The sequence below is a fragment of the Mesorhizobium sp. BAC0120 genome (assembly GCF_033542235.1).
Taxonomy (GTDB): Bacteria; Pseudomonadota; Alphaproteobacteria; order Rhizobiales; family Rhizobiaceae; genus JAWRCU01.
The window spans coordinates 13710-36404 of the sequence record NZ_JAWRCU010000021.1 but is presented as its reverse complement, the minus strand read 5'-3'; the positions used below and the strand labels follow the sequence as shown (position 1 = coordinate 36404).

The 22695-nt window shown below is 59.9% G+C and carries 29 protein-coding genes; 14 read left to right on the top strand and 15 right to left on the bottom strand.

Annotation, left to right across the window (positions count from 1 at the left end; all coding sequences use genetic code 11):
- Positions 1–27 precede the first annotated feature (27 nt).
- From SAZ10_RS29600 to SAZ10_RS29565, 8 genes are all read right to left on the bottom strand, one after another.
- On the bottom strand, positions 28–489 hold the full coding sequence (locus SAZ10_RS29600) for a hypothetical protein (protein WP_318613048.1): 462 nt from the start codon (positions 487–489) through the stop codon (positions 28–30).
- Complete coding sequence (locus SAZ10_RS29595) at positions 486–1928, bottom strand: GMC family oxidoreductase (RefSeq protein ID WP_318613047.1); 1443 nt, start codon at positions 1926–1928, stop codon at positions 486–488. The genes SAZ10_RS29600 and SAZ10_RS29595 overlap by 4 nt, the downstream gene beginning before the upstream one ends.
- 23 nt (positions 1929–1951) lie before the next feature.
- Positions 1952–2818 carry a glucose-1-phosphate cytidylyltransferase gene (gene rfbF / locus SAZ10_RS29590; RefSeq protein ID WP_318613046.1) on the bottom strand — a complete coding sequence of 289 codons (867 nt, stop codon included), beginning with the start codon at positions 2816–2818 and terminating at the stop codon, positions 1952–1954.
- The gene (locus tag SAZ10_RS29585) at positions 2815–4212 is read right to left on the bottom strand and encodes an NAD(P)H-dependent oxidoreductase (RefSeq protein WP_318613045.1); all 1398 of its coding nucleotides are present in this window, start codon (positions 4210–4212) and stop codon (positions 2815–2817) included. Before SAZ10_RS29585 ends, rfbF begins: the two co-directional genes overlap by 4 nt.
- The gene (gene rfbC / locus SAZ10_RS29580) at positions 4209–4838 is read right to left on the bottom strand and encodes a dTDP-4-dehydrorhamnose 3,5-epimerase (RefSeq protein WP_318613044.1); all 630 of its coding nucleotides are present in this window, start codon (positions 4836–4838) and stop codon (positions 4209–4211) included. Before rfbC ends, SAZ10_RS29585 begins: the two co-directional genes overlap by 4 nt.
- A 6-nt stretch (positions 4839–4844) precedes the next feature.
- Positions 4845–5984 (bottom strand): NAD-dependent epimerase/dehydratase, encoded by a 1140-nt coding sequence (locus SAZ10_RS29575; RefSeq protein ID WP_318613043.1) that lies wholly within the window; start codon positions 5982–5984, stop codon positions 4845–4847.
- A 432-nt stretch (positions 5985–6416) separates the two neighbouring features.
- Positions 6417–7232 carry a hypothetical protein gene (locus tag SAZ10_RS29570; protein ID WP_318613042.1) on the bottom strand — a complete coding sequence of 272 codons (816 nt, stop codon included), beginning with the start codon at positions 7230–7232 and terminating at the stop codon, positions 6417–6419.
- A 1008-nt stretch (positions 7233–8240) separates the two neighbouring features.
- Complete coding sequence (locus tag SAZ10_RS29565) at positions 8241–8618, bottom strand: hypothetical protein (protein ID WP_318613041.1); 378 nt, start codon at positions 8616–8618, stop codon at positions 8241–8243.
- Positions 8619–8760: 142 nt separating this feature from the next.
- Here SAZ10_RS29565 and SAZ10_RS29560 point away from each other — a divergent pair, with 142 nt between their 5' ends.
- The 4 genes from SAZ10_RS29560 to SAZ10_RS29545 all read left to right on the top strand — a co-directional run bounded on the left by SAZ10_RS29560 (position 8761) and on the right by SAZ10_RS29545 (position 10714).
- A complete protein-coding gene (locus tag SAZ10_RS29560; protein WP_318613040.1) occupies positions 8761–9195 on the top strand; it encodes a hypothetical protein in 435 nt (144 codons plus the stop codon).
- Between the two features lie 687 nt (positions 9196–9882).
- Complete coding sequence (locus SAZ10_RS29555; protein WP_318613039.1) at positions 9883–10134, top strand: DUF6894 family protein; 252 nt, start codon at positions 9883–9885, stop codon at positions 10132–10134.
- A gap of 66 nt (positions 10135–10200) precedes the next feature.
- Positions 10201–10401, top strand: a complete 201-nt coding sequence (locus SAZ10_RS29550; protein ID WP_318613038.1) for a hypothetical protein — start codon at positions 10201–10203, stop codon at positions 10399–10401.
- A gap of 127 nt (positions 10402–10528) precedes the next feature.
- Complete coding sequence (locus SAZ10_RS29545; protein ID WP_318613037.1) at positions 10529–10714, top strand: hypothetical protein; 186 nt, start codon at positions 10529–10531, stop codon at positions 10712–10714.
- 770 nt (positions 10715–11484) lie between these two features.
- Here SAZ10_RS29545 and SAZ10_RS29540 read toward each other — a convergent pair.
- The gene (locus SAZ10_RS29540; protein WP_318613036.1) at positions 11485–12261 is read right to left on the bottom strand and encodes an alpha,alpha-trehalose-phosphate synthase (UDP-forming); all 777 of its coding nucleotides are present in this window, start codon (positions 12259–12261) and stop codon (positions 11485–11487) included.
- A gap of 517 nt (positions 12262–12778) precedes the next feature.
- On the opposite strand from SAZ10_RS29540, the gene SAZ10_RS29535 reads away from it, so the two are divergent.
- The 3 genes from SAZ10_RS29535 (at position 12779) to SAZ10_RS29525 (ending at position 13853) form a co-directional block, all read left to right on the top strand.
- Positions 12779–13027: a ParB N-terminal domain-containing protein gene (locus SAZ10_RS29535; protein WP_318613035.1), complete on the top strand. Its 249-nt coding sequence runs from the start codon at positions 12779–12781 to the stop codon at positions 13025–13027.
- A gap of 236 nt (positions 13028–13263) precedes the next feature.
- Positions 13264–13662 (top strand): hypothetical protein, encoded by a 399-nt coding sequence (locus tag SAZ10_RS29530; protein WP_318613034.1) that lies wholly within the window; start codon positions 13264–13266, stop codon positions 13660–13662.
- A gap of 5 nt (positions 13663–13667) precedes the next feature.
- The gene (locus tag SAZ10_RS29525) at positions 13668–13853 is read left to right on the top strand and encodes a hypothetical protein (RefSeq protein WP_318613033.1); all 186 of its coding nucleotides are present in this window, start codon (positions 13668–13670) and stop codon (positions 13851–13853) included.
- 275 nt (positions 13854–14128) lie between these two features.
- On the opposite strand, the gene SAZ10_RS29520 is transcribed toward SAZ10_RS29525, so the two are convergent.
- Positions 14129–14812, bottom strand: a complete 684-nt coding sequence (locus SAZ10_RS29520) for a recombinase family protein (protein ID WP_318613032.1) — start codon at positions 14810–14812, stop codon at positions 14129–14131.
- Positions 14813–15131: 319 nt separating this feature from the next.
- The gene (locus SAZ10_RS29515; protein WP_318613031.1) at positions 15132–15296 is read right to left on the bottom strand and encodes a hypothetical protein; all 165 of its coding nucleotides are present in this window, start codon (positions 15294–15296) and stop codon (positions 15132–15134) included.
- Between the two features lie 560 nt (positions 15297–15856).
- On the opposite strand from SAZ10_RS29515, the gene SAZ10_RS29510 reads away from it, so the two are divergent.
- The 4 genes from SAZ10_RS29510 (at position 15857) to SAZ10_RS33670 (ending at position 18256) form a co-directional block, all read left to right on the top strand.
- Positions 15857–16141: a hypothetical protein gene (locus tag SAZ10_RS29510; protein ID WP_318613030.1), complete on the top strand. Its 285-nt coding sequence runs from the start codon at positions 15857–15859 to the stop codon at positions 16139–16141.
- A gap of 115 nt (positions 16142–16256) precedes the next feature.
- Positions 16257–16652, top strand: coding sequence for a phage holin family protein (locus SAZ10_RS29505; RefSeq protein WP_318613029.1), 396 nt, complete (start codon positions 16257–16259; stop codon positions 16650–16652).
- The gene (locus tag SAZ10_RS29500) at positions 16649–16906 is read left to right on the top strand and encodes a DUF3618 domain-containing protein (RefSeq protein WP_318613028.1); all 258 of its coding nucleotides are present in this window, start codon (positions 16649–16651) and stop codon (positions 16904–16906) included. The genes SAZ10_RS29505 and SAZ10_RS29500 overlap by 4 nt, the downstream gene beginning before the upstream one ends.
- 1080 nt (positions 16907–17986) lie before the next feature.
- Complete coding sequence (locus SAZ10_RS33670; protein ID WP_412535323.1) at positions 17987–18256, top strand: DUF551 domain-containing protein; 270 nt, start codon at positions 17987–17989, stop codon at positions 18254–18256.
- A 179-nt stretch (positions 18257–18435) separates the two neighbouring features.
- On the opposite strand, the gene SAZ10_RS29495 is transcribed toward SAZ10_RS33670, so the two are convergent.
- From SAZ10_RS29495 to SAZ10_RS29480, 4 genes are all read right to left on the bottom strand, one after another.
- Complete coding sequence (locus SAZ10_RS29495) at positions 18436–18930, bottom strand: thermonuclease family protein (protein WP_318613027.1); 495 nt, start codon at positions 18928–18930, stop codon at positions 18436–18438.
- Positions 18931–19157: 227 nt separating this feature from the next.
- Positions 19158–19340: a hypothetical protein gene (locus SAZ10_RS29490; RefSeq protein ID WP_318613096.1), complete on the bottom strand. Its 183-nt coding sequence runs from the start codon at positions 19338–19340 to the stop codon at positions 19158–19160.
- Between the two features lie 58 nt (positions 19341–19398).
- Positions 19399–19737, bottom strand: a complete 339-nt coding sequence (locus SAZ10_RS29485) for a HigA family addiction module antitoxin (protein WP_318613092.1) — start codon at positions 19735–19737, stop codon at positions 19399–19401.
- Entirely contained in the window at positions 19734–20012 is a 279-nt protein-coding gene (locus tag SAZ10_RS29480; protein ID WP_318613026.1) for a type II toxin-antitoxin system RelE/ParE family toxin, read from the bottom strand. Before SAZ10_RS29480 ends, SAZ10_RS29485 begins: the two co-directional genes overlap by 4 nt.
- 514 nt (positions 20013–20526) lie before the next feature.
- On the opposite strand from SAZ10_RS29480, the gene SAZ10_RS29475 reads away from it, so the two are divergent.
- From SAZ10_RS29475 to SAZ10_RS29465, 3 genes are all read left to right on the top strand, one after another.
- Positions 20527–20736, top strand: a complete 210-nt coding sequence (locus SAZ10_RS29475; RefSeq protein ID WP_318613025.1) for a cold-shock protein — start codon at positions 20527–20529, stop codon at positions 20734–20736.
- 478 nt (positions 20737–21214) lie between these two features.
- The gene (locus SAZ10_RS29470) at positions 21215–21442 is read left to right on the top strand and encodes a hypothetical protein (protein ID WP_318613024.1); all 228 of its coding nucleotides are present in this window, start codon (positions 21215–21217) and stop codon (positions 21440–21442) included.
- A 45-nt stretch (positions 21443–21487) separates the two neighbouring features.
- On the top strand, positions 21488–22675 hold the full coding sequence (locus SAZ10_RS29465; RefSeq protein WP_318613023.1) for an adenylate/guanylate cyclase domain-containing protein: 1188 nt from the start codon (positions 21488–21490) through the stop codon (positions 22673–22675).
- The last annotated feature ends 20 nt before the right edge of the window (positions 22676–22695 follow it).

Below are 22695 nucleotides of genomic sequence, written 5' to 3'. Positions count from 1 at the left end.
TGATTCAACACTTTCCTGTCCGATACGCTAGCTGAGGTCAAACTTCGCAAATGGGTTCATGCACAAACGCGGACCGAGATAGCGGACAGGTTCGTCCGGCGACTGCCGGTGGGCATAGCTGGTCAGAACTTGGAATTCGGCGAGCAGCCAGCGTTCGAAGTGCTCCAGTCGCGGCGCGCGATTGCCCGGCAGAACCGGACGGACGGCACTCGCCAATCCCAACTCTTCCAGAAGCACGGCGACGTCCGCCAGCTTTTCGGTCGGAAAGCTTGAAGAGTTTCGCCGGCGGAAAGCTTGCGTGAATGATCGCAGATCATCCGCGGCTATTTTCAGCGGCCCGAGATATCGCTCCAGCACCAGTTGGACGAGGTGTTCGTCCGAAAGCGAACGCGCGGCGGCATAGCCGGCACCGACCGAGGCGGCCCCGCCCCCCAGAAGCCACAGCGCAGCGCGCCTGGAAAGCTTCATCTCGCCCATGCCCTCAGTCATGCGACCCGGCTCGCGGCTCTGAGCGAGAGGGCAGCCGCCGTCAGGCTGGGCGGGATACTCGAGCAGGTGGGAAAGGTGCTGGTTCCCACGACGACCAGATTTCTCAGCCGGTGGTGGATCATGTCCCGATCGACCACAGAGTCCGTCGCATCCGTGCCCATTCGCAGCGTGCCCTGCAGATGCGATTCCGTGCGTCGCCGGCCGCGATCGAAGATCTGCTCGACCGGCAGCGGCCGTAGTAGTGCGGGGAGCTTCTCCGCCGCCCTGACTATCCCTTCGGTCGCGTAGTCGGAGGGGCGGTCGTAATTGACATAGGCATTCGCGTTCTCGTCGAGGCTGACGAAGTTTTCTGTCCTGGGAAGGTCCTCTGTCGTGACGACCAGCGCCAGGGTCTGCCGCAACCGACCTGGTTCGGCACGCAGGCCGTAGGGCCAGCGGTTCTCGAAGAACACCATGGCTGCGCCATATCTGGTCCTGTGCTGCCCTTCGTACAGGCCGAAATTCGCCCCTGTGGTGATGGTGCTGCCGTCGAAATTGTCGACGCCGTCGAGAAAGACTTCATAGCTCCACCCATAGGCCTCGTGCAGGCCGCGCCCCACAAATTCGCCGCCGAGATCCGATCTCAGCATGATCGCCGGACTCTGGATGGCGTTGGCGCCGAGCACGAACAAATCCCCGCTCACCCGGTATTCATTGCCGCCATTCACGAAAGTGACGGAACGGACCGATCCTCCGGTGTTTTCGAGCCGCCGCACCTCTGAGCTGAGGCACACAGAGACCTGAGGATGCTCGAAGACGTGCATGAGACCGTTGTTGGCGGTGAACTTCGCATCCGCCGGGCACAACCAGCAGCGAAAACTCGCGCAGCAAGCAGAACGCTGCCCGGTCGCCACCCGCGCCCGCGCGGTCGGCATGACGAAATGCTGTTGCGGCTGCGACGCCTTCATCATGCGGTCGGGAGTCGACATGCGATGGGGCGGCTGTGGGAAGGGGACGGAACGCGGCATGACCGTGGCCATGTCCGGATCCCCGGATATCGACATGATGGCCTCGGCCTCGCAGTAGAAGGGCTCGAGATCGTCGTAGCTCAACGGCCAGTCCTGCCCCACTCCGTACAGGCTCTTCAGCTTGAAATCGCTCGGATAGAAGCGCGGCGTGTTTGCGTACCAGCAATTGGTGCCGCCACCGAGGCCAATCGTGTAGTTCCATGGCTTGGCGGAATTGCTCCTATAGGTCTTCTTATCCTCGATGTCGGAATTGGCGTCGTGCCCGATCTGCCATTCATGCGTGTTATGGCGCCCCCATTCCAGGACGACGGCGCGTACTTTCCGGCGCTTGATGAAATCGTGCAGGAAGAAAGCCGCTCCGAAGCCGGAACCGATCAGGACGACATCGAAATGCTCGTCGGCAATTTGCTCAGGCGCGATGCCCAGAGTCATTTCAAGCGGCCCCTCTCACTGGCTCAGGTCGTATCGGCTCGCAGTAGCGACTCGATCGTTTCCGCCGTGCATTCCTCGAAGAGGCGTCCCGCTGCATCGCGTTTCAAGGGCGGCTGATCCCAGACCTTCCAGGGCGCGTGTCCGGTCGCCCACTCCTTCTCCAGCACCATCCTGTCGCGCAAGGAATCCATGCTCTGCCAGTAGCCACGATGCCAGTACACGCCGAGTTTGCCTCGGGCTACGAGACGCTCCATCGGCGCTTCTTCCCAGACGGTCGTGTCATCGTCGATGAGCTCGAAAATATCGGGCTCGCACACGAAGAAACCGCCGTTGATGAGGCCGCCGTCACCTGCCGCCTTCTCGCGGAACGCTAGCACCCTGGTCATATCCCGGGACAATTTCAGCGCTCCATAGCGTCCAGGCTGCGTTACCGCAGTCAGAGTGACCCAGTTCCGGCTTTCTTCATGCGACCTGACGAGTTCGAGAATGTTGGCATCCGACACGCCGTCGCCGTAAGTGAGGAGAAACCGTTCCGAGCCAATGACGTCATGCGCGCGCTTCAGGCGGCCGCCGGTCATCGTGTCGAGACCGGTGTCGATCACGGTCACCTTCCAGTCCTCTGCCCGCGTGCGCGACCAGATGATCTCGCCGGTAGCCAAATCGGCGGTGAAGTCGCTGTTGAGCTTCGAGTAGTTGAGAAAATAGGACTTGATAAAATCGGCCTTGTACCCGGCAAGAACGACAAAATCGGTGAAGCCGTAGTGGGCATATATTTTCATGATATGCCAGATGATCGGACGACCGCCGATTTCAACCATCGGCTTTGGGCGCAGAGTGGTCTCTTCCGAAAGCCTGCTGCCATATCCGCCGGCAAGGATGACCACTTTCACATCGCACCTGCCTCTCTGCCTTCGCTGCCGGCATGGGAGCCGCATGCGCTCGGCGCCGGAGCGGCGCTGCGAGACAAGGCTTGCGCCTGTTCGCGTCCGTGAACCGGAAATAACCTGTCCTGCTCGCGTCGCAGCGCGTGCGCCAGGCTGTCGGCAGGGGACTCGACATCCTCGTAGGTCAGCACCTGATCGACCGGAATATCGCGCTTCAGTCGACAGCCTTCGGCAAGCCCCATCGGCAGGAGATTCTGCCGGCGCGATGTGTCGTAGTTTTCCGCCAACCCGTAAGTGGCGTATCCCCCGATGCCATCGATGACCTCGCCGCGACTGAGCCCTTTCTTGGCAGCGGCGACAACATCGGCCGACGGTGGATGCGTCGTGCCAATCACCGTGTCGCGACAGAGGGCGACACGGGCGATCGAGATGCCGAACTCCAGTGTCGTAAGATGCCACGCGGTGTAGAAACTATAGAGAGGGCCTTTTCCAAGCTTGCCGAGATCGAGGAAGAAGGCCTGGTTTTCGTCCCGCGCCTCGGCCAGGACATAGATGCCGGGGCTTGGCTTTGCGCCGACGACGTAGTCGACTATGCCGCCGAGGGCGCGCAATTCCTCGATGTCGTAGTGATCGACAAGCCCATCGACATGGCCGTCATAATTCTTGCCGATCATGCCGCGCTGCGAAACTTTCAGCCCCAGCGCGTTGGCGACGATCACCTGCTCGGCTGTCATCTTCGTCCCGTCGGCGAAGCTCGCCACCATGCTGGGAGTCTGGTTCCACTGGCGCGCGTAGGCCGCTTGGGTGGTCGGATTGCGAAACCGGTCCTGCAGGCCCTTGATGTTGCCGCAGACGAGCGGCCGCAGCCCCATCGCCTCGATGTGGCGGACCAGGTTCATGGTCACGCCGGGCTGGTCCCCATCGGCGCCTGAGAAGATGACACCGGCCTTCTCGGCCCTGCTGCGCAGCAACGGCCCGACGGTGGCATCGAGCTCGACGTTGAGCGAGACGATGTCCTTGCCGTTCGCGATGCACTCCGCCGTGACCCGGGCCCCGTATTCCACGTGCCCGGTCCCCTCGAACACAACCTCGATCGCCGGTGACCGGGCGATCAATGCGGGGTCACTCGTTACGGCCCTTTTGCCGGCCTTCAGCGCCTGCTCGAGGTCCTTGTCGCTGTTCACTTCTCTGATGTCGGCCGGGTCGATTCCTGCATCCAGGAAAGCCCTGATCGCCCGCTCGATGTTGCGATTGCAGATCGCGGCGACATTCACGACCTTCATGTGCCGCTCGATATTGATCAGCATGCCGCGCGTCATGAATCCGCTGCCATACATGCCGACGACGATCGGGCGGCCGGTCTTCAGTCTCGCCCTGATGGCGCAGTCTACGATGATCATTCGCGGCTCCCGCAGCCGCGCATCGCTGCCTGGCTTTCCCGCGCAGAAGGTGAGGGGGACCGAAACGCCTCGATGCCGTGGTAGTCGGGATCGAACAGGCGCCAGGCTCTGTCCTTGGTCGACATTTCGGCAGGCAGCCGTGGCCATCGAATATCGAAGAACGGGTCGTTCCAGCGCAGACCGCGCTCGCGCTCAGGTGTGTAAGGTGCGCTCACGAGGTAAAGCGCCTCCGTGTCGGCGGTCAGCGTGATGAACCCGTGCGCGCAGCCCGGAGGCACATACATCATCGTCCGGTTCTCGGAGGACAGCGTCGCGCCGAACCACATTCCGAAGGTTCGCGATGAAGGCCTGAGGTCGATGATGCAGTCCCATAGCGCACCGCGGATGCATCGGATCAGCTTCGTCTCGGCAAAGGGCGGAAGCTGGTAGTGCATGCCTCTCAGCGTTCCTGCCTTCACGCTGAGCGAATTGTTGATCTGAACGAAATTCGATTCGAGTCCGGCGGCGGCGAATTCGTCCTTGCAGAAAACTCTCGCAAAAAAGCCGCGCTCGTCCTCGCGTCTGAGGAGATCCACCAGCAAGGCATTCTTCAACCGAGTTTCACGGAATGTCGTTGACGCCCCCACGGGTCACTACTCCACGTCCTGGGCGACCCAATCGAAATCAAAATTGAAAGACAGGGCCGGTTGCAGCGACGGCGGCAGACGCACCGGCCGTCTCGGTTTGTCATGGGCCCATCGCAGATCGGGCAGCAGTCGCCCCTTTCCGAGCGCATTTGCCAGGACGTTGAACCTGATGAGGTCGGAGGCGCGGTAGTCGGGATCGTTGAAACCGATCCCCTTCAGCCCGTCCCGGACATCCTCGACCGCCGCTGCCAGAGAAACTTGCGGCTGGTGGCCCGGTGCAAGTGATCTGTAAAGGGCGAAGTCGACCCGATAGGAACGCCCGTCCGGCGCGGCATGCGGGTTTATGTCGATTTCGGTTCCGGGGATCGCGGCGCGCACGGCCGCCGCCAACTCCGCCACCTGAAAGTTCGATTCATCCGCGCCGACATTCACCGCTAGGAATCTGCTGTCGTCGGAAACGGGCCGGCTAATCGCCCATTCTATCGCGCGTGCCATGTCGCTGACGTGGATCAAGGGCCGCCACGGTGTTCCGTCGCTGAGGACGGAAATGCGACCGGTCGACAGGGCCGAGGCAACGAAGTCGTTGAGGACGAGATCAAGCCTTATGCGGCCCGAAAAACCGCATGCGGTTGCAAAGCGCAGCGCCGTCACGGTCATTCCCGTCCGTGCCGACACTTCCCTCAGGCCGATCTCAGCGCCGACCTTGGAACGGGCATAGGCGGTCAACGGATTGAGGCTGTCGCCTTCCGAGCGCGCGCCTTGATCCGCGAAACCGTAAATTGAACAGCTCGACGCAAAGACGAAGTGCTTGACGTGGCTTTCGGCTGCCAGGCCAGCCACACGGAGAGTCGCCTTCTGGTTGATCTCTTCCGTCACGGCCTCAAACCGTGTCCCCATTGGATCGTTGGATATTGCGGCGAGATGAATGACGGCATCGATGCCTTCAAATAGATCAGCTTCTATATCGCGAATATCTTTGAATATCTGGGCGTCCAGAGAAAGGTCAGGGAGAATATCTCCGACAATGCAATGCGCGAACAGTGCGCTATCAACCCCGATAAGAATTGCATCCGGAATTGCATTTCGGATGTGAGATGCGACGATCGGGCCGAGATACCCCATGTTGCCAGTAATCACGATTTTCATTTTGGCGTCCCCGGCACTGCAACGCGGCGCTCGCTGAAGTAGTCCTTCAGTGATCGCTTTTATAGTACAACCTAATATGTGCTAACCGCCACTCTAACGTGCGCAGCACAGCCGAGTTCCTGAACCAAAAGTATTCGGCAATTCGGAGCAGGTGTGCAGCCAAAGGTCGCATGCAGACCACACTTTGGTCCGTCAATCGTACGCACATTGGTTGTGAAGAGCTTCCGCCGGCTGTGGCGCCGCCGCGCCTGATCAGATGAATTCGCAAGAAGGGGGCAGTTGTGCACGCAAGTGCTCAATTCGCGGACAAAGGCCCGCTATCGGTGCTGGCGCTCGCCCTGCCGACGCCTATGGAGGTGCACTCTGCGGCTGACCCGAGCAGCAGGAAGGCTGTTACCAATCTGATCGCCATTTGCAGGTTCTCTTAAGGGTTCAACATAACTGTGCCGGAAATGGGTTACTCCGGCTGCAGGCTCGGAACCGAATTGACCCGCCGCTCACCAGGAACATCCGATGCTCGGTGCTGTTAGGCCGGCACATGATGGGCTTTGGGCAACGGAGAATCTTAATGAGACGACTTTTACTCACATCGGCAGCGATCGCTGTATCAACCTGTCTGGCGATGGCCCAAACCGGAACCGGAGGCGGGTCAGCAGCCGGCGGCTCCACTGGAACCGGCGGTTCGGGCACCAGCGGCTCCATGGGCATGGGCAGTGCAACCGCAAGCGGCACCGGTAGAATCGGTGTCACCGGCACCGGGAACACACGCTCAAACGGCAGCGGCGCGAATACCGCCAGTACCACCGGCATGGGCAGTGCAACCGCAAGCGGCACCGGTAGAATCGGTGTCACCGGCACCGGGAACACACGCTCAAACGGCAGCAGCGCGAATACCGCCAGTACCACCGGCATGGGCAGTGCAACCGCAAGCGGCACCGGTAGAATCGGTGTCACCGGCACCGGGAAAACACGCTCAAACGGCAGCAGCGCGAATACCGCCAGTACCACCGGCACCGGCAATGCAACCGGAAGCGGCACCGGAAGAATCGGTGTCACCGGCACCGGAAACACAAGCTCAAACAGCAGCAGCGCGAATACCGCCAGTACCACCAGCATAGGCAACGCAATCGGTAGCGGCACGGCCAGCAGTGGTATCACCGGCACCGGCACCGCAAACTCAAGAGCCAGTGGCACCCGCGCGACGGGTGTCACCGGTACCGTCGGCGCAACCGGCAGCGGCTCGGGCAACTCGAGCGGCGCCGGAAATGTTCAAGATCAGAACCTCGGTCAAAAAGGCGACACCAGGGCGACAAGCTCGATCAACCAGGACTCAAATTCAAGCCGCGACTGTTCGCCCGGACACCAGGCCCAGAATGCACTCCCAGGGCAGTTGGCACCCAATACGAATACCTCGGCGCCTGGTCAGATGAATTCCGAGGAAGGAGGCTGTTGAGCACTCATCATGCTCGCTTTGCCAAGGTACGGGGCGAGCTGCCTGGCCCCGTACCCCAGGCGCAAAAGGGGGGGCTTCGCATTCCTCAAGGAGACAAGAGACGAGCGAAGTGCCTATTCTGCGGCAGCAGACAAGAAAGGCTTTTACCGGCCGGAGGAAGTTGACCTGTTTGCCCGCGTATTTGATCGGCTTGTCTATCCAAGCAACGGCCCCGACGCCCGCGAGCAACTGGCGTCGAGGGTGATAGAAGTTTCTCGCCGGGATAGTGGACGAGGACGAACTCGCCACCCTTTCCTTTGACGGCGGCGCTGGCTGACTTACCTTCTGTCTTGGTGATGGTGGCGTTCCTTGCAGGGAATCAGGTGACGTGAACATCACCAGCCTGCCATGACCGCCCATCTCTCGCGAATTTGCAGAACTCTCCGCACACTACCCTGCTATCATCGGCCGCCCGCCGCCCTAAGACTCCGTTGGCCCTGCAGGTAAGTCCGGGCTGGGTCCCTCTCATCTGCCCAACTGGCTCCGGCCGGCGGGGCTCATTTTTGCGTGTAGGGTCGCTTCGTCGAACCGATGTTGGTGACCTTGGTCGAGGAGCCGAAGGTCGGGCCCGATTGGTTGCACGAGATCAAGTGCGCTTGGCTGCCTACAGGCCCGGCAAGGCCTTTCGGCGGGAGTTGCTAGGCTCCGTCAAGTAGGCTGAACTTATTCGCCCATATCATTAAGCAAACAACTTCCCCTTTTGGGGACCCGCAGCATAGGTTGGTGGAAACATTGCGTGGCTTGGCTCTCTCTGAACCCTCAGCTCAGTGTAGGCACCAGCCCGCCGATGCGCTCTCGCATTTCATGTCGCGCTTATCTCGCGTCGATTTGCCGAGTGTCAGCAAAAAACGTTGAAACGCAAGCATCGCCAGTTGCAACATGATGCAACAGGAAATCGCGATCTTTCCGTCTAAGTCATGAAAATCTTGGTAGCGGAGGAGCGCTACCGCCAATACAGCGCTTCGATTGAAATCACCTGTTAACATGGCGCTCTGCATCGAACGCAGCTTGTCGCTGAGTTTCCCTATGCGCGCGATACCGGTGGTGGCAAGATGATGAACAATCTCGGTCGAACCGTGCAGGACAATCCTGCCCCCACTGCTCTTGATCGGAGCTGGTATCGCCTGGATGATGGCGAGCAATCGTGCCTCTGGTCGCTATACTTGGCGGGGAGCAGACTGGGGTCCTCGAAGCTCCAAGGGATCTAGCTGGTCGGATACCGCAGCGTCGGTCGCCGATGCGGTCCGCCACGCGGGCGAACAGGCCGTTGACCGGATTTCCTCCATGGCGTCTGCCGCCGCGGGCAAAGCGGCCGATCTCCGCAACTCGGCAACCCGCAGTGCTCATGACCTGCGCGACGCAGCTCCTCGAACGGGCGATTCAGCATACGGGCAAGCACGCGACGTAGGGGCGACCATCAGGGACATTGTCGGCGAGCAACCATTCGTACTTGGCGCAATGGGCGTTGCGATCGGTGCGGCCTTGGGAGCAGCGCTACCCGAGACGAAGGCCGAAGACAGACTGACGGGCGAGGTTAATGATGCGCTAAAGGACGGAATCGGCACGGTCGCCTCCACGGGCTATGAGAAGGTCAAAACCGCAGCGGAGAAGACACTCGCCTCGGCAACGCAGCAGGCAGAAGAACAAGGTCTCACGATGAAAGGCGCGGCGAACTTGCTAAGCGAAGGGTCCGAGCCAAACGCTGACAGAAGAATCTGACGAGCAAGTCCGGGCCCGGCAAGCTGGGCAGCTAGTATGGCGGAGAAAGCGAATGCCAAGGCTCAAAGGGCACGCTAGCTCTTCTGGGCGGGTAGATGAAGCTGAGCGCGGCCGACAAGCTTATTCGCCTTCGGAGATTCCCATCCGCGGCTGGAAGGCACCCGCGGGCTTAAGGCTCGGTCAACCAGGTTGGCCTGAAACCACGCATCGAGGATCAAAAGCTCAGCATGCCGGGGAACCGCGTTGGGCGTTTTCACGCTGGATGGGGGCGGGCTCGGCTCCACTACCAGCACAATGCTGCCCCGCGTCAGCAATTTTGCGGGCTCCAACGATATCTTGCCGGAGACGCTGGGCGGGCGGGCTGCGTCTCCGGTTTTTCTCCGCCGGTCCCGGCTCAAGTGACAACCACGGCGCGTCTCGTCGTCCGAGGCAGCGATACATCCGAGGCACCTGGGTGTTGTGAGATCATCGTCTTATCAGGGCCGAGAAGGGTGAGACCGTCGCCATCAACTCCCCGCACAACCTTTGTCCCGCTCGGCAACACTCCGGAGCGCTCCCGGTGCGGCAGGTAGGATCTAGTCGGCGGACCCGTCCCTTTAGCGAGCACATCGCGGACGGCGGTCAAGTCTTCTATGACAAATGCGTGCCAGCTTCGGAACAGTCGAATGAGCACAGAGTTCGGCGAACATGCGCTACTTCTTTGATAGCCGCGACGGGGAAACGGTAGTCCGTGACCGCAACGGCATCGAATGTCGTGACTTCGATTGCGCAAAGCATGAAGCGGCGAAAGGGCTGGCCGATCTTGCGTCCGACGTGCTGCCGGCGTGCACGCTACCTTGCAAGCTCTCGATTGAGATACGCGACGAAAGCGGTAGTTGCATCGTAGTCATTGACGCCATCATCGATCTGCACGTCTTGGCCTTTCGGATTTCAAACTGAGACACGTATCGCACTTGCTGGCAGCCAAGGTCTCGGTGGGGATAGCGGCTCGATCGCCGCGGTGCAATGATCGTCATTGCTGCGCCGTGCCAATTTAACATCGCCGTCGTCGCGGCGCTCGAAAAGAACCATACGGTGGGCAAAGACCTGCCCGCGGCTGAAGCTGAACCCGCCGCGTTCGGCGGCCATGAACCTGATGCACCCGCGGCAGGCGGGTGTAGAACCGGCACCGCAATGACACGCAACCGTTCAAGGGTGGATTCTTAGCCATCCCGCATAGTTCATCTACCGCTACCCCGGTAGTGGCTCATTTGAATTTCGCCGCCGTTGACGGCGCTGTCACACTCGCTCGCGACCTCCTATATGCTTACCGCAAAGCATGGGAGCAAGCGCAATGGCCTACACCGTGATATGGTATGGAAGGCAGGGCATCGTCGAAAAGGAGACCTTCGATGCCGAGAAGACCGCGAAAGACCATGCAGTCGCCATGTTCCCGACCCGCAAGGGTGACGAGGCAGTCGTATGTGTCGAAGTTCGCAAAGACAACGGTACTGTCGTCTTTAGCCATGCGGAGAGCTAGCAGTTGCCCACCGAACCTAAAGGACAGAAGCCCCTGCCGACGTGATCGGCAATGCCGTCAAAGTTATGCGCATTGCGACGATGAACACGATGCACCATCGATCGGCAGAACGCGCGATGTCCGGGGCACTACGCGCCATCAAGAAAAGTCCGCGAGACTCAGAAAAAAGTTCAGCAGATCAGGCGACATGCGCGCAATCTGCTGCGTCGCACGAAGCCCGTTCTGCCCTACACGGATTAGCTGAGGCGGCTTTGGGTGATCCGGCATTGCCCGGTGACGAACGGCAGCGTGGTCGTTGCAGCCGTCGGTCGAGATCATCGGCCCCCTTTGCTAGTACCCCAATCATCGGGCAGGCCTGGGCCGCGCAATGTAAAAGAAAAGTCCGCAGGACCGGGCCAGTGACGATCCGATGGAGTGGGGATAACTCAGTGCCAGGGGAATGACAGGCACGACCAGATCGGCAGAAAGATAAATGCCGACACAGTGGCCAAGCTATATCGGGAACGCACTTTGGATTTCGCATTCGCCTGTTGTCGACGCTACCTGCAATCGCGCCCGTGCCGAGAGTGGCGGGGAAGTCGAAAGGTAGCTCAATACAGCGGCAAGACGGCTCCTCCGGCACCAGTTAACCTGCCTGACAAAGGCGCTTCACATCCCAAAGCTTTCTGGGTCTATGCCGGCTTCAAATGCCGAAAGCCAAGAGGTCTTTCGGATTATGCGTCAAAATCCGCGTGGCCTGGAATGGTGGCGTGCCAGGCGCCCGGACCATTTCAGCCTGGCCGACCCCGGAGACTCCCTTGTAGTCGCCGGGTCGTCCGGGACCTGACCGCTCGAGCGGCCATGTTGGCGATGGCGTCAGGGTCGACCCCGATCGGAAAAACGCCAGAGCGAAGGTCGCGATCAAACGCGCGAATGCTACCATCGGCCGACACCTTGCCGCCAACGCGGCGAACAACAGCATCATGGAAGGCGGTCAAATCCTCAATTGTCTGGAAGCCGACGAGATCGTAGGCGCACAGTGACTTCAGAAGCTCGATGTAATGAGGAAGGGTCGCCAGCACACCCAAAGATGGAAACGGCGTATGCAGAAAAAATCCGATCCGTTGCCTGGCTCCGACACGGCGAAGTTCATCAGCCATCGGGATTAGATGGTAATCATGAACCCAGACGACGTCGTTCGGCTTGAGAAGGGGCGCGAGTGTGTCGGCGAGGCGGGCATTGACCCGTAGATAGGCGGCGAAGTCGCGTCGGGTGAAATTCACGAGATCGAGGCGGTAGTGAAACAGGGGCCATAGGGCGGCGTTGGAGAGGCCGCTGTAGTACCCATCATGGTCTGCGCGGGTGAGATCCACCGTGGCATAGGTGACGCCATCGGCTTCAAGAACGTTCGGCGCCGACGGTGTCTCTGCGAGCTTGCCACTCGATCCGAACCATAAGCCACCGGCCTGGTGCAGAGCGTCGACAAGGCCGGTCACGAGCCCGCCGCTCCGCTGAGCGCCTTCTCCCGGCAGAGCAACACGATTGGAGACAATGACCAAGCGGCTCATGAGGGTTCTCCTGTAGCAACCACCATCGCCTCAGGGCGAAGTGTAGACGCTTGCCGCGAACTCAATACCGTAACAGCCAAGGACAATTGCTCGCCTAGCCCCCATGAGCGGAGAAGCGACAGATCGCGGTTTCATCGTCGATGGCTTTCGCCATTGCAAGTCGACCCCTTTCACTCGCGGGAGTTTGCTCCTGGCCAGGGCCGAGATCGAGACATTGAGCGCAGAGGAGCAGGATGGTGCCCGCCATCGCCTCGATGCGAGGACGCTTGCCGCGAACTGCTCGGCCGCAGTCACTTGGGCCTGTCGCCCTGCGGCAGCTGCTTCAACCGAATTGCGAGAATTGCCGTGCTTGGTGCCTCGCTCCGTTGGTCGGTATGAAACGCGTGCGAGCTGACGTTAGGCCGAATCGAACTACCGCCTTCGCGGCAAATCGCGGGCTCGTTTCGCGGCCTGTCCAGTTGCCGACTGCTGTTGAATGCGGCACAAGCGGACGTGCGGTGTCGCCGGAGAAGTCCTCATGCTGCGCGCCAAGAAGGTTGCGATCGACCACATCTACGTGCCGATGGCGCGGCGCAAGGTCCTGCGCCCGGAAACGGTGCGGCTGCTTGCCGAAGACATTCTCGAGAATGGGCTGAAGACGCCGATCCAGGTGCGCCCCGACGGCAAGCGCTATGTCCTGATCGAGGGTCTGCATCGGCTGGAAGCAGCTAAGTCGCTCGGCGAGACGCTGATCGAAGCCTATTTGGTCCAGGCTCGCCGACACTAAGGCGCCAGCCCGTCTGAAGGATGGCCGATTCGGGCGCCGGCGATGGCCTACTGACGGTCTTGGAATATCGCCGCAAGAACAACATATATACGGCGGAGACCGGCCAAGCTCTCGAAATCCAGCCATTGCGCGAACTCGCCGCTGCCTCCTAGGACGGCGGCGGTCGCAGGGTGGTATATCGGCGCGACCCGGAAGTTCTCCGGTTTCATCTGCTCATGCCTCCCCAGAGGTCTATCATGGGCTTCGAAACGGGCATCATCGCTCGTACCGGTGGGACGGAAAACCGTCTTCTCGGAGCGATAGCGTATGGCGACGAAAATCACGGCCGCGCCGTAAGGAGAAATCCCATGAAGGTCGTCAACAACTCGAAAGCGCTCCAGGGCGTCAACACTTCGAAGGGCGTGGTTTATCTTCGCCCTGGCGAGCTCAAAGATGTCGACTTCACCAAGGAAGGTTTGGAGCAGGCAAGACGTCTGCCGTTCCTCGCCCTTCGTGGTGATAAGGACGACAAGGCGGCCGCCGACAATGAACGCGATGAGCTCAAGAAGCAGGCGGATGAGCTTGGCATCGAGTATGCCAAGAACATCCCGGCCGACAAGCTGAAGGAACTCGTCGACGCCAAGTTGGCGGAGTAACAGGCATGGCCGGCTACGCAACAGACGAGGCCATGAAGGCCTATTGGGACGCGGCCGGCCATATCTATGCCAGCGATGACCCGTTTGCCGCGCTGCGGCAGCGGGGCAGCACCTATATCGACGGCACCTTATGTCTGCCGTTTCCCCGGCTGCCGCTCAGGAACGGGAATGGCCGCGCACCCGGGCACTGATTGATACGGCAACGCTATCGATCCGAATTTTGTGGGCCGATTCACACCGCACATTCGACACCTGCCAACGTCCACCTCGCGCTGTTCTCACGCCGCGTCCGTTCAACGCGGCCGCAATGGCTCGGTAGCTCGACACCCAGATATCAGCAGGAGCGCCGCCTTCGAGCCCTCACTCGCCTTCTCCTACGCCTACCGTGCCGCGCTCGGCGCGTTTAGAAAACTCTATGGCGCCGGTACGCCGTCGAAGCGCCCTCAACCGACATTGTTCCCGACTATCAAAGGCCAGCAACTTTCGTTCTGGCAAGGAGGTTCCGGACATTGGACACCTGCCAGCTCCCGCCACGAGCCGTCCTTACGCTTCGACCGTTTAGGGCAGCGGCGATCCCGCGGTAACTCGTCACGCCCGCCTGCTGCAGTGATGTGATTATGGGCAATACGGCCCTGGCGAACAGATCGGCGGCCATGACTTGCGCCTCACGTCCGGTTGCAGCTGCCTTGCTCGCATTACGTGGATTGCCGAGCTTCGTACCTCGCTGCTTGCGAGCCGCCAGGGCAGCCCGTGTACGCTCCGAAATTTGACGACGCTCCTTTTCGGCCAGCGCTGCATAGAGATGCAGCATGAAAGGATCTGCATCGGCTCCGAGTTCGGCAACGATAAACGGCACTCGCTGGGCCATCAGACCGGCGATGAAGGCCACGTCACGCGAGAGCCGATCGAGTTTGGCCATAAGGACCGGACATTTCTGCTGCCGCGCTGTGGCCAGCGCTGCGGCGAGCCGAGGCCTCCGATCGAGAGCATCGGTTCCTTTGCCTGTCTCGACTTCGGTGAATTCGCCCCCGACCGTGATCCCTTCGGCTTCAGCGAAGCGAGCTACTGCAGCTCGTTGGGCTTCGAGACCGAGACCCGATCGACCCTGCCGCTGAGTGGAGACTCGATAATAGGCGATTGCCGTTTTCATGGCCGCTTTCCGTCTGAGCAAACATCAAACCACCGTTTGCTGTTTGCTCAGACGACCGAACTAGGGAACCAAACAGAGCGAAGCGATGCGAATTCGACGTTGCAGTGCAACATCTCAAACGCCAATGACGCCTGGACGCACCGCCGCCGCAGGGCGGGTTGCCTTTCCGCATGGAAACAAAGCGCAAGGCCTACCTGCCACTTATGCCCAATGGGCCGATAAGGTCCGCAGAGAATTCGGCGGCCTTCGACTTCAAAAGAGGGTCGCGCATCTCGCCGAGAGACCTAAAAAGGATGAGGTCAGTGTCTCGGGTCCGTATCTAAAGCCGACCAAGATGTGCAATGTGTTCGGCCTGAATGCTTTCAAGCATGGCCAGAAACGCCTTTGCCTTTTCATCAGGCAGTTTGAGTTCCGTGAGGCGGGCCACTACGGCGCGCTGCCGGTCAATGGCGACTTGCCCCTCGCGAACGTGTCGCTCAACCATTTCCCGTTTTGTCTCTCCGGGACGCATGTCCTAAGGTACCAGCTTTCTTGCGCTTCTCATAGGAACCATGCCCGACTTGGATTTGGGTCGCCACCACCTCCTCCAAATCGACCGCACGTGATCAGTCGCGCTCTCTACGCGTGATCGATGTTCGGTTCTGCGGCAAATCATCCGTTCTGGCCGGCCTCACAGGTTCTTCTCCAGTGATTGCGTCCCGCTGACACGCTCGGACCAAAGTTCTAAGTCCTTTGGTCGGGCCGGACTTAACGAAGGTTATTGAAGCCGTCAGTTTCAGGGGGAAAATTCTGTTCATCTGACTGGCAGATTTGAAGGCCCTATCAACCCGGCGGCCGGAAACAGCCCACCGTGCAAAGAACCCCGGAGCGCGGCGGGCTTAAACCAGAGCGATGTCTCTTATACGTTAGCGGAACATCAGGGGCGTTTGATTCCGGTTCCCGCTCGCGGCGCTTCGTTGCCTGTATTCGAACGGAGCGCCTTCCCTAGGAGGGGGATGAGATACAGCAACAGCGATTTGGCGAAGGACGCGGTAGGAAGTGCACGTGACAAGGCCGGAACTCGCGGACCGCGGCAAGCTGGCCGGCGCAGATCAAATGGCGGAATTTGCACGCGCCGGCCGCGGTGCTGCAGACGATCTGGAAAAGCAATCTCCCGAAGTGGCGAGCTATGTGCGGCAGGCGGCCGACGGGCTGGAGCGGGCCGCCTCATCCATCCGCAGTCGCATCATAGGAGAGTTCGTTGACGTGATCGACGATTTTGCTCGACGCCAGCCGGCAGCGTTCTTCGGCGGTACTGTCTTGGCAGGATTCGTTTTGTCGCGCTCGTGAAGAGCAGAGCGGATCGCAATCCTCAAACTTCAACTCGCTGGACTGAGGGCGCCAACACAACCGAGGCAGCTCAGCCGCGACCGAAGTCGTCCACAAATTTCGGGGAGATGTCATCATGACCATGCAAAATGACCTTCGCTCACTGCCCGAGCTGTTTTCGTCGCTCGTCAATCAGATGTCGACGCTTTTCCGGCAGGAGATACGTCTGGCTCGCGCCGAGACGTCCGAGAACATTGGCAAGATGACGGCCGGCGTCGGAATGTTGGCTGCGACCGCAGTGCTGTTGATTCCAGGGTTGGTAATCCTGCTGCAGGCAATCACAGGGATGCTAGTCGCGCGAGGCGTGCAGCCACAATGGGCGGGGCTCCTCGTCGGCCTGGTCGTCATCGTAGTCGGGGCGATCCTCCTCGCCGTTGGCCTAGGGCGCCTGAAGACTTCCACGCTGACTCCCGACCGGACAATCGATCAGGTCCGTCGTGATGCCACCGTTGTGAAGGAGCAAGTAAGATGAGCATCGTAGAGAACAAGTCGAGCGGTGAAATCGAGCGCGACGTCGAACAGACGCGAGCTGATATGACCGAGACATTGGACGAGCTGCGGGCCCGTATGTCGCCCGGGAAAATCCTGGATGAGGTGTTGTCCTATACGACGCGTGTGGCCGACAAGATCTTGGGCTGCATCACCCCGACCAGCGAATTCGAACTGGCGGAATATGGAGCATTCAACATCTGGGCAATAGCCCAATGGCACTCGAGGATGCTCTAGCGCTCGCAAGATGAGTGGCTGGAACAAAAAGGATAATTGCCAAAAAGGCCCTTAAGCTGGTATTCATTGGCCGCAGCGGTACCATTCCATTTGGTATCCGTACTCGCCCGCTCGGCCATAACACCAATCGGCGGCTGCCAGTCTGGATTCAATCTCGGTCCGCTGCTCACAAGCTTGCATCGTCCTGGCAGAGTCGCCTGAGCCGCCCCGGCACAATCCGTTCAGTTCATCCCAGCGTTCGAGAACCGGTGTGATATCCGGCTTTTGAGCCTTAATGACTTTGCCGGTTTCCCTGACAATCTTTCTTCGGTTCGTGTCTATTAATAGCTCGAACGAAGCCACTCCGCTGGCAGACCTTTTCCGGGCTTCGCTTTTGGCAAACCAATCGATCAACGAGGTGACCCTGCAAAGGAAGCCGCTGCAGCTAGCCGTTATTGAGCCCTCTCGGATGCTATAAGCCCGGAACGGCCAGCGGCAGCGAACTTGCGCTTCTCCGCGATTACCTCCGAGGCCGGCTTCGGCTTGCCGTAGAACTGGACCGTGTCAGCGTATGCTGCTTGCATAAACTCGATCGCAATCTCATTCCTCTGAGACCAGGCGGCCTGACACTCGGCCGCGAAATCGATTGCGACCTGTTCGCTTGAGATTTGAGAAGCGGCGCCCTTGGGGTTGGGCTCCGCATCCATAGGCGGCGTGGCTGCGCCCGGGGTCTGGAGAAGCCGTAGCGACTGACGTTTGGGCATCGCTGCGATGGCAAAGCACATGGACAACAGCTGGTGATACCCTTTCGGCCAAATCCGCAGTCGACAAATCAGGGCCGACCGGTGAGCTAAACGTGAACTTGATATTCCTGCTCTGCAAGAAAATCTCGAGCACATCGGCTTTGACCGCAAAGTTGACGTTCTGAGGCAAGCTGCCGGCGTCTAGTGCAGCCGCAAGGCCGAGGGTGGCCGTCGCAACTCCGAGGACTGCGCCGTTTTTCCCAACCACCGGCCCACCCGAATTACCGGGCTGTATCGGCGTCGAGATTTGAATGAACCGAGTGTCGTTTCGGAACCGACAATCGAGTTGACATTGCCGGTGGTAATTTTCACGGAATCTGAAAGTAGCGTCGATAAGGGGAAGCCGAGAGCGGCGACGTCCTCACCTGGCAGCCAATTGAAACCGCGCCGACGGACGGTATTGGTCGCGTGCCCGTTCGATGATGGCTCGTTCGAGCTATCCGTCGCATCATGGTGGGTAGCAGCTTGGGCCGCGCGCGGCAAAGACAATGACATTCGGTTGCCAATGCTTGTTCTCGATCGGCAGCCGACGCACTGGATGCCTCTACCTGACCCACCTGCGCCTTGATCCACAAGGCTCGTTACGCCACCGAAACGGCCTTGACAATGGTAACCTCCGATGCCAAATGGAATTCTGAAGAATTGTCTCAGTTGAAGCCCCGTTGAGCTCGCCAGCTCCGGGGCTTTCGTTTCAGCGGGATAGCTCAGCTTGCAGAGCACCGGACTCTGCACGACGCCTGCGGCAGCTCAGGAACCGCCGCACCGCGCAGCTCGCACCTCCCATGGCGGGGAGAAGGTGCCTTGCCACATCCCGGCCCGCTCAGCCTCGGCCGCGGCCTGGTCGGCAGCAAAAGCGCCATGCGAGTATGGAGGCCAGTCGAGCGCGTGACCGTTACGAACAAGCCAGTGATTGACACTCTGACCGTCGGCGCGGGAGCAGTTCGCAACCATACGGTGATAGCGATCCCAGCTCACGAAATCGCACGTAACCGGGCGCGACGCGGCTAAGAATTCGTCCAGGGCATCGGCTGCCACCTTGCCGCACTGGTACTTACGACCGGCGGCGTCGTTGCAGAGCTGCCAGCTTTCCGGCGCATCAATGCCGTTGAAGCGGATCCGCTGCCCCGCAACCTCGATCGTGTCGCCATCGATCACCGAGGCGCGGCCGGTGACCCGATCGGCCGAAACCGCCGGCACCGTAGTAGTTAAAGCGACGATGGTGAGGAATGCGGCCTTTGCCAATGCCTCAATGGCAATGAAAAGTGCCGGCCTTGCGATCCATATGGCAGCATTGACCTGGTGGTGAATCCTTGCGGCATCCGCCGCCGTGGGCCTGAGCAACGCCACAAACAATCATTAGAAGTGCGAAAGCACTGGTCACTATTCTCATCATCCCCCCTCCCAGGGTGGATGAAGATAGAAGCACGTTTCCTTTTCGCGGCAAACTCATTTCCACAATGCCGGCCCGTCTAGCGGGCGCGGTCGCGCTTCAATTTGGCAGCCAGTTCCGGAAACACCTCAGCAAAGGGCTTTGCTTGAGCCAACTCTTCGTCGGTTGCCTCGGGCGCATCGGGATCAGCGGCTATTTCGCGCTGGATCTCGGCTTCCTCCTCATCGCTGAGCGGGGACAGGTGCTTGAACTTGATACCCATCAGAGGCTCCTTTCTCGGGGGTTCGCCCAGGCACCCACCAAGGGCAAAACTGCATGCATCAAGCCGCGTGCAGAGTTGGGATCTTGCTCACATCAACCTCGCGTTCGGCGTGCCAGGCATCATGAGCGGCCTGCATCCTGAGCCAGATAGCGGCACCGTCGCCGAACATCTTGCCCAGGCGAGCTGCAACAGCAGGAGACACAGGCTTCCTCTCGCGGAGGATGTCATAGAGCTGCTGGCGCGAGATACCGAGAAGATCGGCGATCTCCACCTTGGTCTTGCCGGTGGCCGGAATGATGTCGTCGAGAAGTGCGCCAGGGTGGGAAGGGCAGCGTTCCGTGGGCCGATTGGCTTCGTACATGATCATAAACGGACTTCTCCAGTCTGGCCGCCTCAGTGGTACTGCTCGAAATCGACGCGGGCAGCGTCTTTGCCGTCGAATTCGAAGGTGATGCACCACGGCCCGTTCACATGCACAGTGTAGCGGGTCGGGTTGAAGCCGTTAAGGGAGTGGAAGTTGAACCCCGGAAGGTTCATGTCTTCCGGCCTCTCGGCCACGTCCAAACGGTCAAGCCGGACAAGAATGCGCTTGTGCATCTTGGCGTCGATCTTGCCGGATTTCCCGGTTGAGAAGAGGTCCGCCAGCGCCTTGTTCTTGAACGACTTGATCATGGCTCATGTAAGCTAATCGCTTACACAATGTCAAGTGTGTGTAAGCAGAAAGTTTACAGACAAGTGCGGTAGGGCATGGTCGGTGAGGCCATTTCAGGTTTCCTAGGGTCGTTCTCACCGCAAGCCGTACAGCCGGACGAAGGGCCGGCGATAAACGGGCTTTCGGTGACATGGTCGCCCGGCTTGGTATCGCGGAACGGTGTGCGCTACTTGCGTTGCAGAACGTGGCGCGTCGCAACCAAGCGCCGCGATCTGCAGGTGTTCAAGCAGAGCAAGCTGGAGCTTTAGGTCGCGCGATGCTCGCGATCTCACCGGTTGCAAGTTTTATTTCCCACACGCCTTGTTTTCAACACCGTGAAGCTCCATAGTTGAGATATCGATCTTTGCTTGTCGAATTTTGTTTCTGGCGCGAGCAGCGCCTTCGGCGATTTTCTTCCCTCAGAATCGACTTAACGGTTTGCCGCACACATTGTCCGGCAAGCATTCTACTGTGACCGATTGAAAGGAAATCGTCATGACTACTGGAACCGTAAAGTTCTTCAATTCGACCAAAGGGTTTGGCTTCATTGAGCAGGGCGGCGGCCAGCCAGACGTCTTCGTCCATATCTCTGCCGTTGAACGCGCCGGAATGCGCTCGCTCGTAGAGGGCCAGAAGGTCAGCTTCGACGTCGTGCAGGACCGCCGCAACGGCAAGAATGCGGCCGAAAACCTCCAGGCGGCGTAAGTAACTGCGCTTCTGGTCTTTGACCACGGATGTACTGGCCCTGACCATTGAGGCGCACATAAGAGGCCGGGTTCGCTCGGCCTTTTTCGTTTAGACGGAGTGGACTCAGGCACATAGAGGCGGGTGCCCAGAAGCCAAAAGCCGCAATTCAAGGACGACTTAGCGACGGCGCCGCAACGCGGGTCATCCGCAGCGGAAATGGCAGTCGTTCCTGACGAAGTTCAGGAAAGAGGAGAAGCTCCGGTAACAGCCGCTAGCGCGGCTGGCGACCATTCGGGCCTAATCAGGTGGCCAAGCGTACTTGTTTGCTCGGGATCTGCTAGTTGGCGGAAAGCTAATCGGTCGACCCGGGCGGTACAGGTATATGGTGCCGCCGCGTTGGATGACGGGGGTACGCTGCTACCTTAATAGCCTCGCGGATCGATCCGGCTCGGTGGATCGCAGCCGAACTTCGCACCGGGCCCTTCAGGAGACGACCGTGAACGAAGAAGAACAACTGGAAATGCAAGGGCAGATCGACGGGCTTAAGATCATCGTGAGCTCCCTTCTGCATGCCCTACCTGATCACAGGCTGTTCGCATTGCGATTCAAGGAGCTGGAAGTTCTAGCCAGGAAGCAGAACGCATTGCCCTCGACACTTGAGACCCTCCGCTGGTTCCGGACACAGATAGAAAGCTCGATCCTCAGCGCATCAATGTCCGCATAGGCAACACTTATTGCTCCCATCCTTATTGGGTTTTACGCTCTTCCCATGGCTCACTGGCTCGCCCTCGAAAGTCCGCTCATCTACTGGCTGTTGACTGATGCAAGACGGATCACCGAGCCCAAAGCTTTCCTTGCGGCCCTCGCAGAGCAGCTCCTTGCTCAAGGCATCGAGGTCTCGCGGCTCGTCACCGGGGTGCCGATCCTGCACCCGCAGGTCTATTCGTACAGTGTGCGGTGGGATCTCGGGAACGGCGTCTCGGAGCGTTTCTTCCGCCTCACTGCCGAATCGCTGCCCGTTCTGGAGAACAGCCCGGTTAAGACGGTGTATAGCGGCGGCGGATCGGTGCGCTGCGATCCTGGCGCACCGCCGCGTGACGGCGAGTTCAACATCCTCTCCGACCTTCGCCGCGACGGCATGACCGACTACGTCGCGCTGAGCATTCCCTTCTCGGACGGAACGAAGAAGCTCCTGTCGGTGGCGACCAAACGGCCCGGTGGCTTTTCCGACGAGGAAATGGAGCTGCTGGAGACCATCACGCCGGGCATCGCGGTCAATCTGGAGATTCAGGCGCTGCGCCTCACGGCGCGCACTCTCCTCGAAACCTATGTCGGCCGCCAGGCCGGCGCGCGCGTGTTGGAGGGGGCGATCCGGCGCGGCATGGGCGAGACCATCCGCGCGGTTATCTGGCTTTGCGATCTTCGTGGCTTCACCAGCCTTTCCGAACGACTGCCGCGCGATGCCCTGATCGAGCTTCTCAACGAGTATTTCGGCTGTATGTGCGCAGCGCTCGATGCCAGCGGCGGCGAGGTGCTGAAATTCCTCGGCGACGCGCTTCTGGCGATCTTTCCGATCCTTGACAAGGATCCGGCCTCGGCCTGCGCCCGCGCACTCGCTGCGGCTGACAACGCGCAAAAGGCGCTTGCCGCATTTAACGCTGGGCGGATCGACATCGGCGAGGCGAGGATCGACTATGGCATCGCTTTGCATATCGGCGATGTGATGTACGGCAATATCGGCGGGGAGAACCGGCTCGACTTTACCGTCATTGGTCCGGCCGTCAATCTCGCGGCGCGAATCGAGAGACTCTGCCGCGACCTGGGCCGTCCAGTTCTGCTCTCTGCAAGTTTTGTTACAGCCTCTGGTCTGAACGCCGAGCACCTCGGGGCATTTTCGCTGAAGGGTCTCTCCGACCCTCAGCAGGTATATGCGCCCGTAGGCAGTGGCTCAGGCTAAGTTTATCGCACTAGGCTAAG

Excerpts from the sequence above, each read along its gene's own strand:
- SAZ10_RS29500 (WP_318613028.1), top strand. The coding sequence starts at position 16,649 with ATGAGCATCGTAGAGAACAAGTCGAGCGGTGAAATCGAGCGCGACGTC.
- SAZ10_RS29530 (WP_318613034.1), top strand. The coding sequence starts at position 13,264 with ATGGGCTTCGAAACGGGCATCATCGCTCGTACCGGTGGGACGGAAAAC.
- SAZ10_RS29540 (WP_318613036.1), bottom strand. The coding sequence starts at position 12,261 with ATGAGCCGCTTGGTCATTGTCTCCAATCGTGTTGCTCTGCCGGGAGAA.
- SAZ10_RS29505 (WP_318613029.1), top strand. The coding sequence starts at position 16,257 with ATGACCATGCAAAATGACCTTCGCTCACTGCCCGAGCTGTTTTCGTCG.
- SAZ10_RS29475 (WP_318613025.1), top strand. The coding sequence starts at position 20,527 with ATGACTACTGGAACCGTAAAGTTCTTCAATTCGACCAAAGGGTTTGGC.
- SAZ10_RS29600 (WP_318613048.1), bottom strand. The coding sequence starts at position 489 with ATGACTGAGGGCATGGGCGAGATGAAGCTTTCCAGGCGCGCTGCGCTG.
- SAZ10_RS29555 (WP_318613039.1), top strand. The coding sequence starts at position 9,883 with ATGCGCTACTTCTTTGATAGCCGCGACGGGGAAACGGTAGTCCGTGAC.
- SAZ10_RS29560 (WP_318613040.1), top strand. The coding sequence starts at position 8,761 with ATGGCGTCTGCCGCCGCGGGCAAAGCGGCCGATCTCCGCAACTCGGCA.
- SAZ10_RS29480 (WP_318613026.1), bottom strand. The coding sequence starts at position 20,012 with ATGATCAAGTCGTTCAAGAACAAGGCGCTGGCGGACCTCTTCTCAACC.
- SAZ10_RS29550 (WP_318613038.1), top strand. The coding sequence starts at position 10,201 with ATGATCGTCATTGCTGCGCCGTGCCAATTTAACATCGCCGTCGTCGCG.
- SAZ10_RS29575 (WP_318613043.1), bottom strand. The coding sequence starts at position 5,984 with ATGAAAATCGTGATTACTGGCAACATGGGGTATCTCGGCCCGATCGTC.
- SAZ10_RS29545 (WP_318613037.1), top strand. The coding sequence starts at position 10,529 with ATGGCCTACACCGTGATATGGTATGGAAGGCAGGGCATCGTCGAAAAG.
- SAZ10_RS29585 (WP_318613045.1), bottom strand. The coding sequence starts at position 4,212 with ATGATCATCGTAGACTGCGCCATCAGGGCGAGACTGAAGACCGGCCGC.
- SAZ10_RS29490 (WP_318613096.1), bottom strand. The coding sequence starts at position 19,340 with ATGGGTATCAAGTTCAAGCACCTGTCCCCGCTCAGCGATGAGGAGGAA.
- SAZ10_RS29520 (WP_318613032.1), bottom strand. The coding sequence starts at position 14,812 with ATGAAAACGGCAATCGCCTATTATCGAGTCTCCACTCAGCGGCAGGGT.
- SAZ10_RS29595 (WP_318613047.1), bottom strand. The coding sequence starts at position 1,928 with ATGACTCTGGGCATCGCGCCTGAGCAAATTGCCGACGAGCATTTCGAT.
- SAZ10_RS29535 (WP_318613035.1), top strand. The coding sequence starts at position 12,779 with ATGCTGCGCGCCAAGAAGGTTGCGATCGACCACATCTACGTGCCGATG.
- SAZ10_RS29515 (WP_318613031.1), bottom strand. The coding sequence starts at position 15,296 with ATGGTTGAGCGACACGTTCGCGAGGGGCAAGTCGCCATTGACCGGCAG.
- SAZ10_RS29525 (WP_318613033.1), top strand. The coding sequence starts at position 13,668 with ATGGCCGGCTACGCAACAGACGAGGCCATGAAGGCCTATTGGGACGCG.
- SAZ10_RS29465 (WP_318613023.1), top strand. The coding sequence starts at position 21,488 with ATGGCTCACTGGCTCGCCCTCGAAAGTCCGCTCATCTACTGGCTGTTG.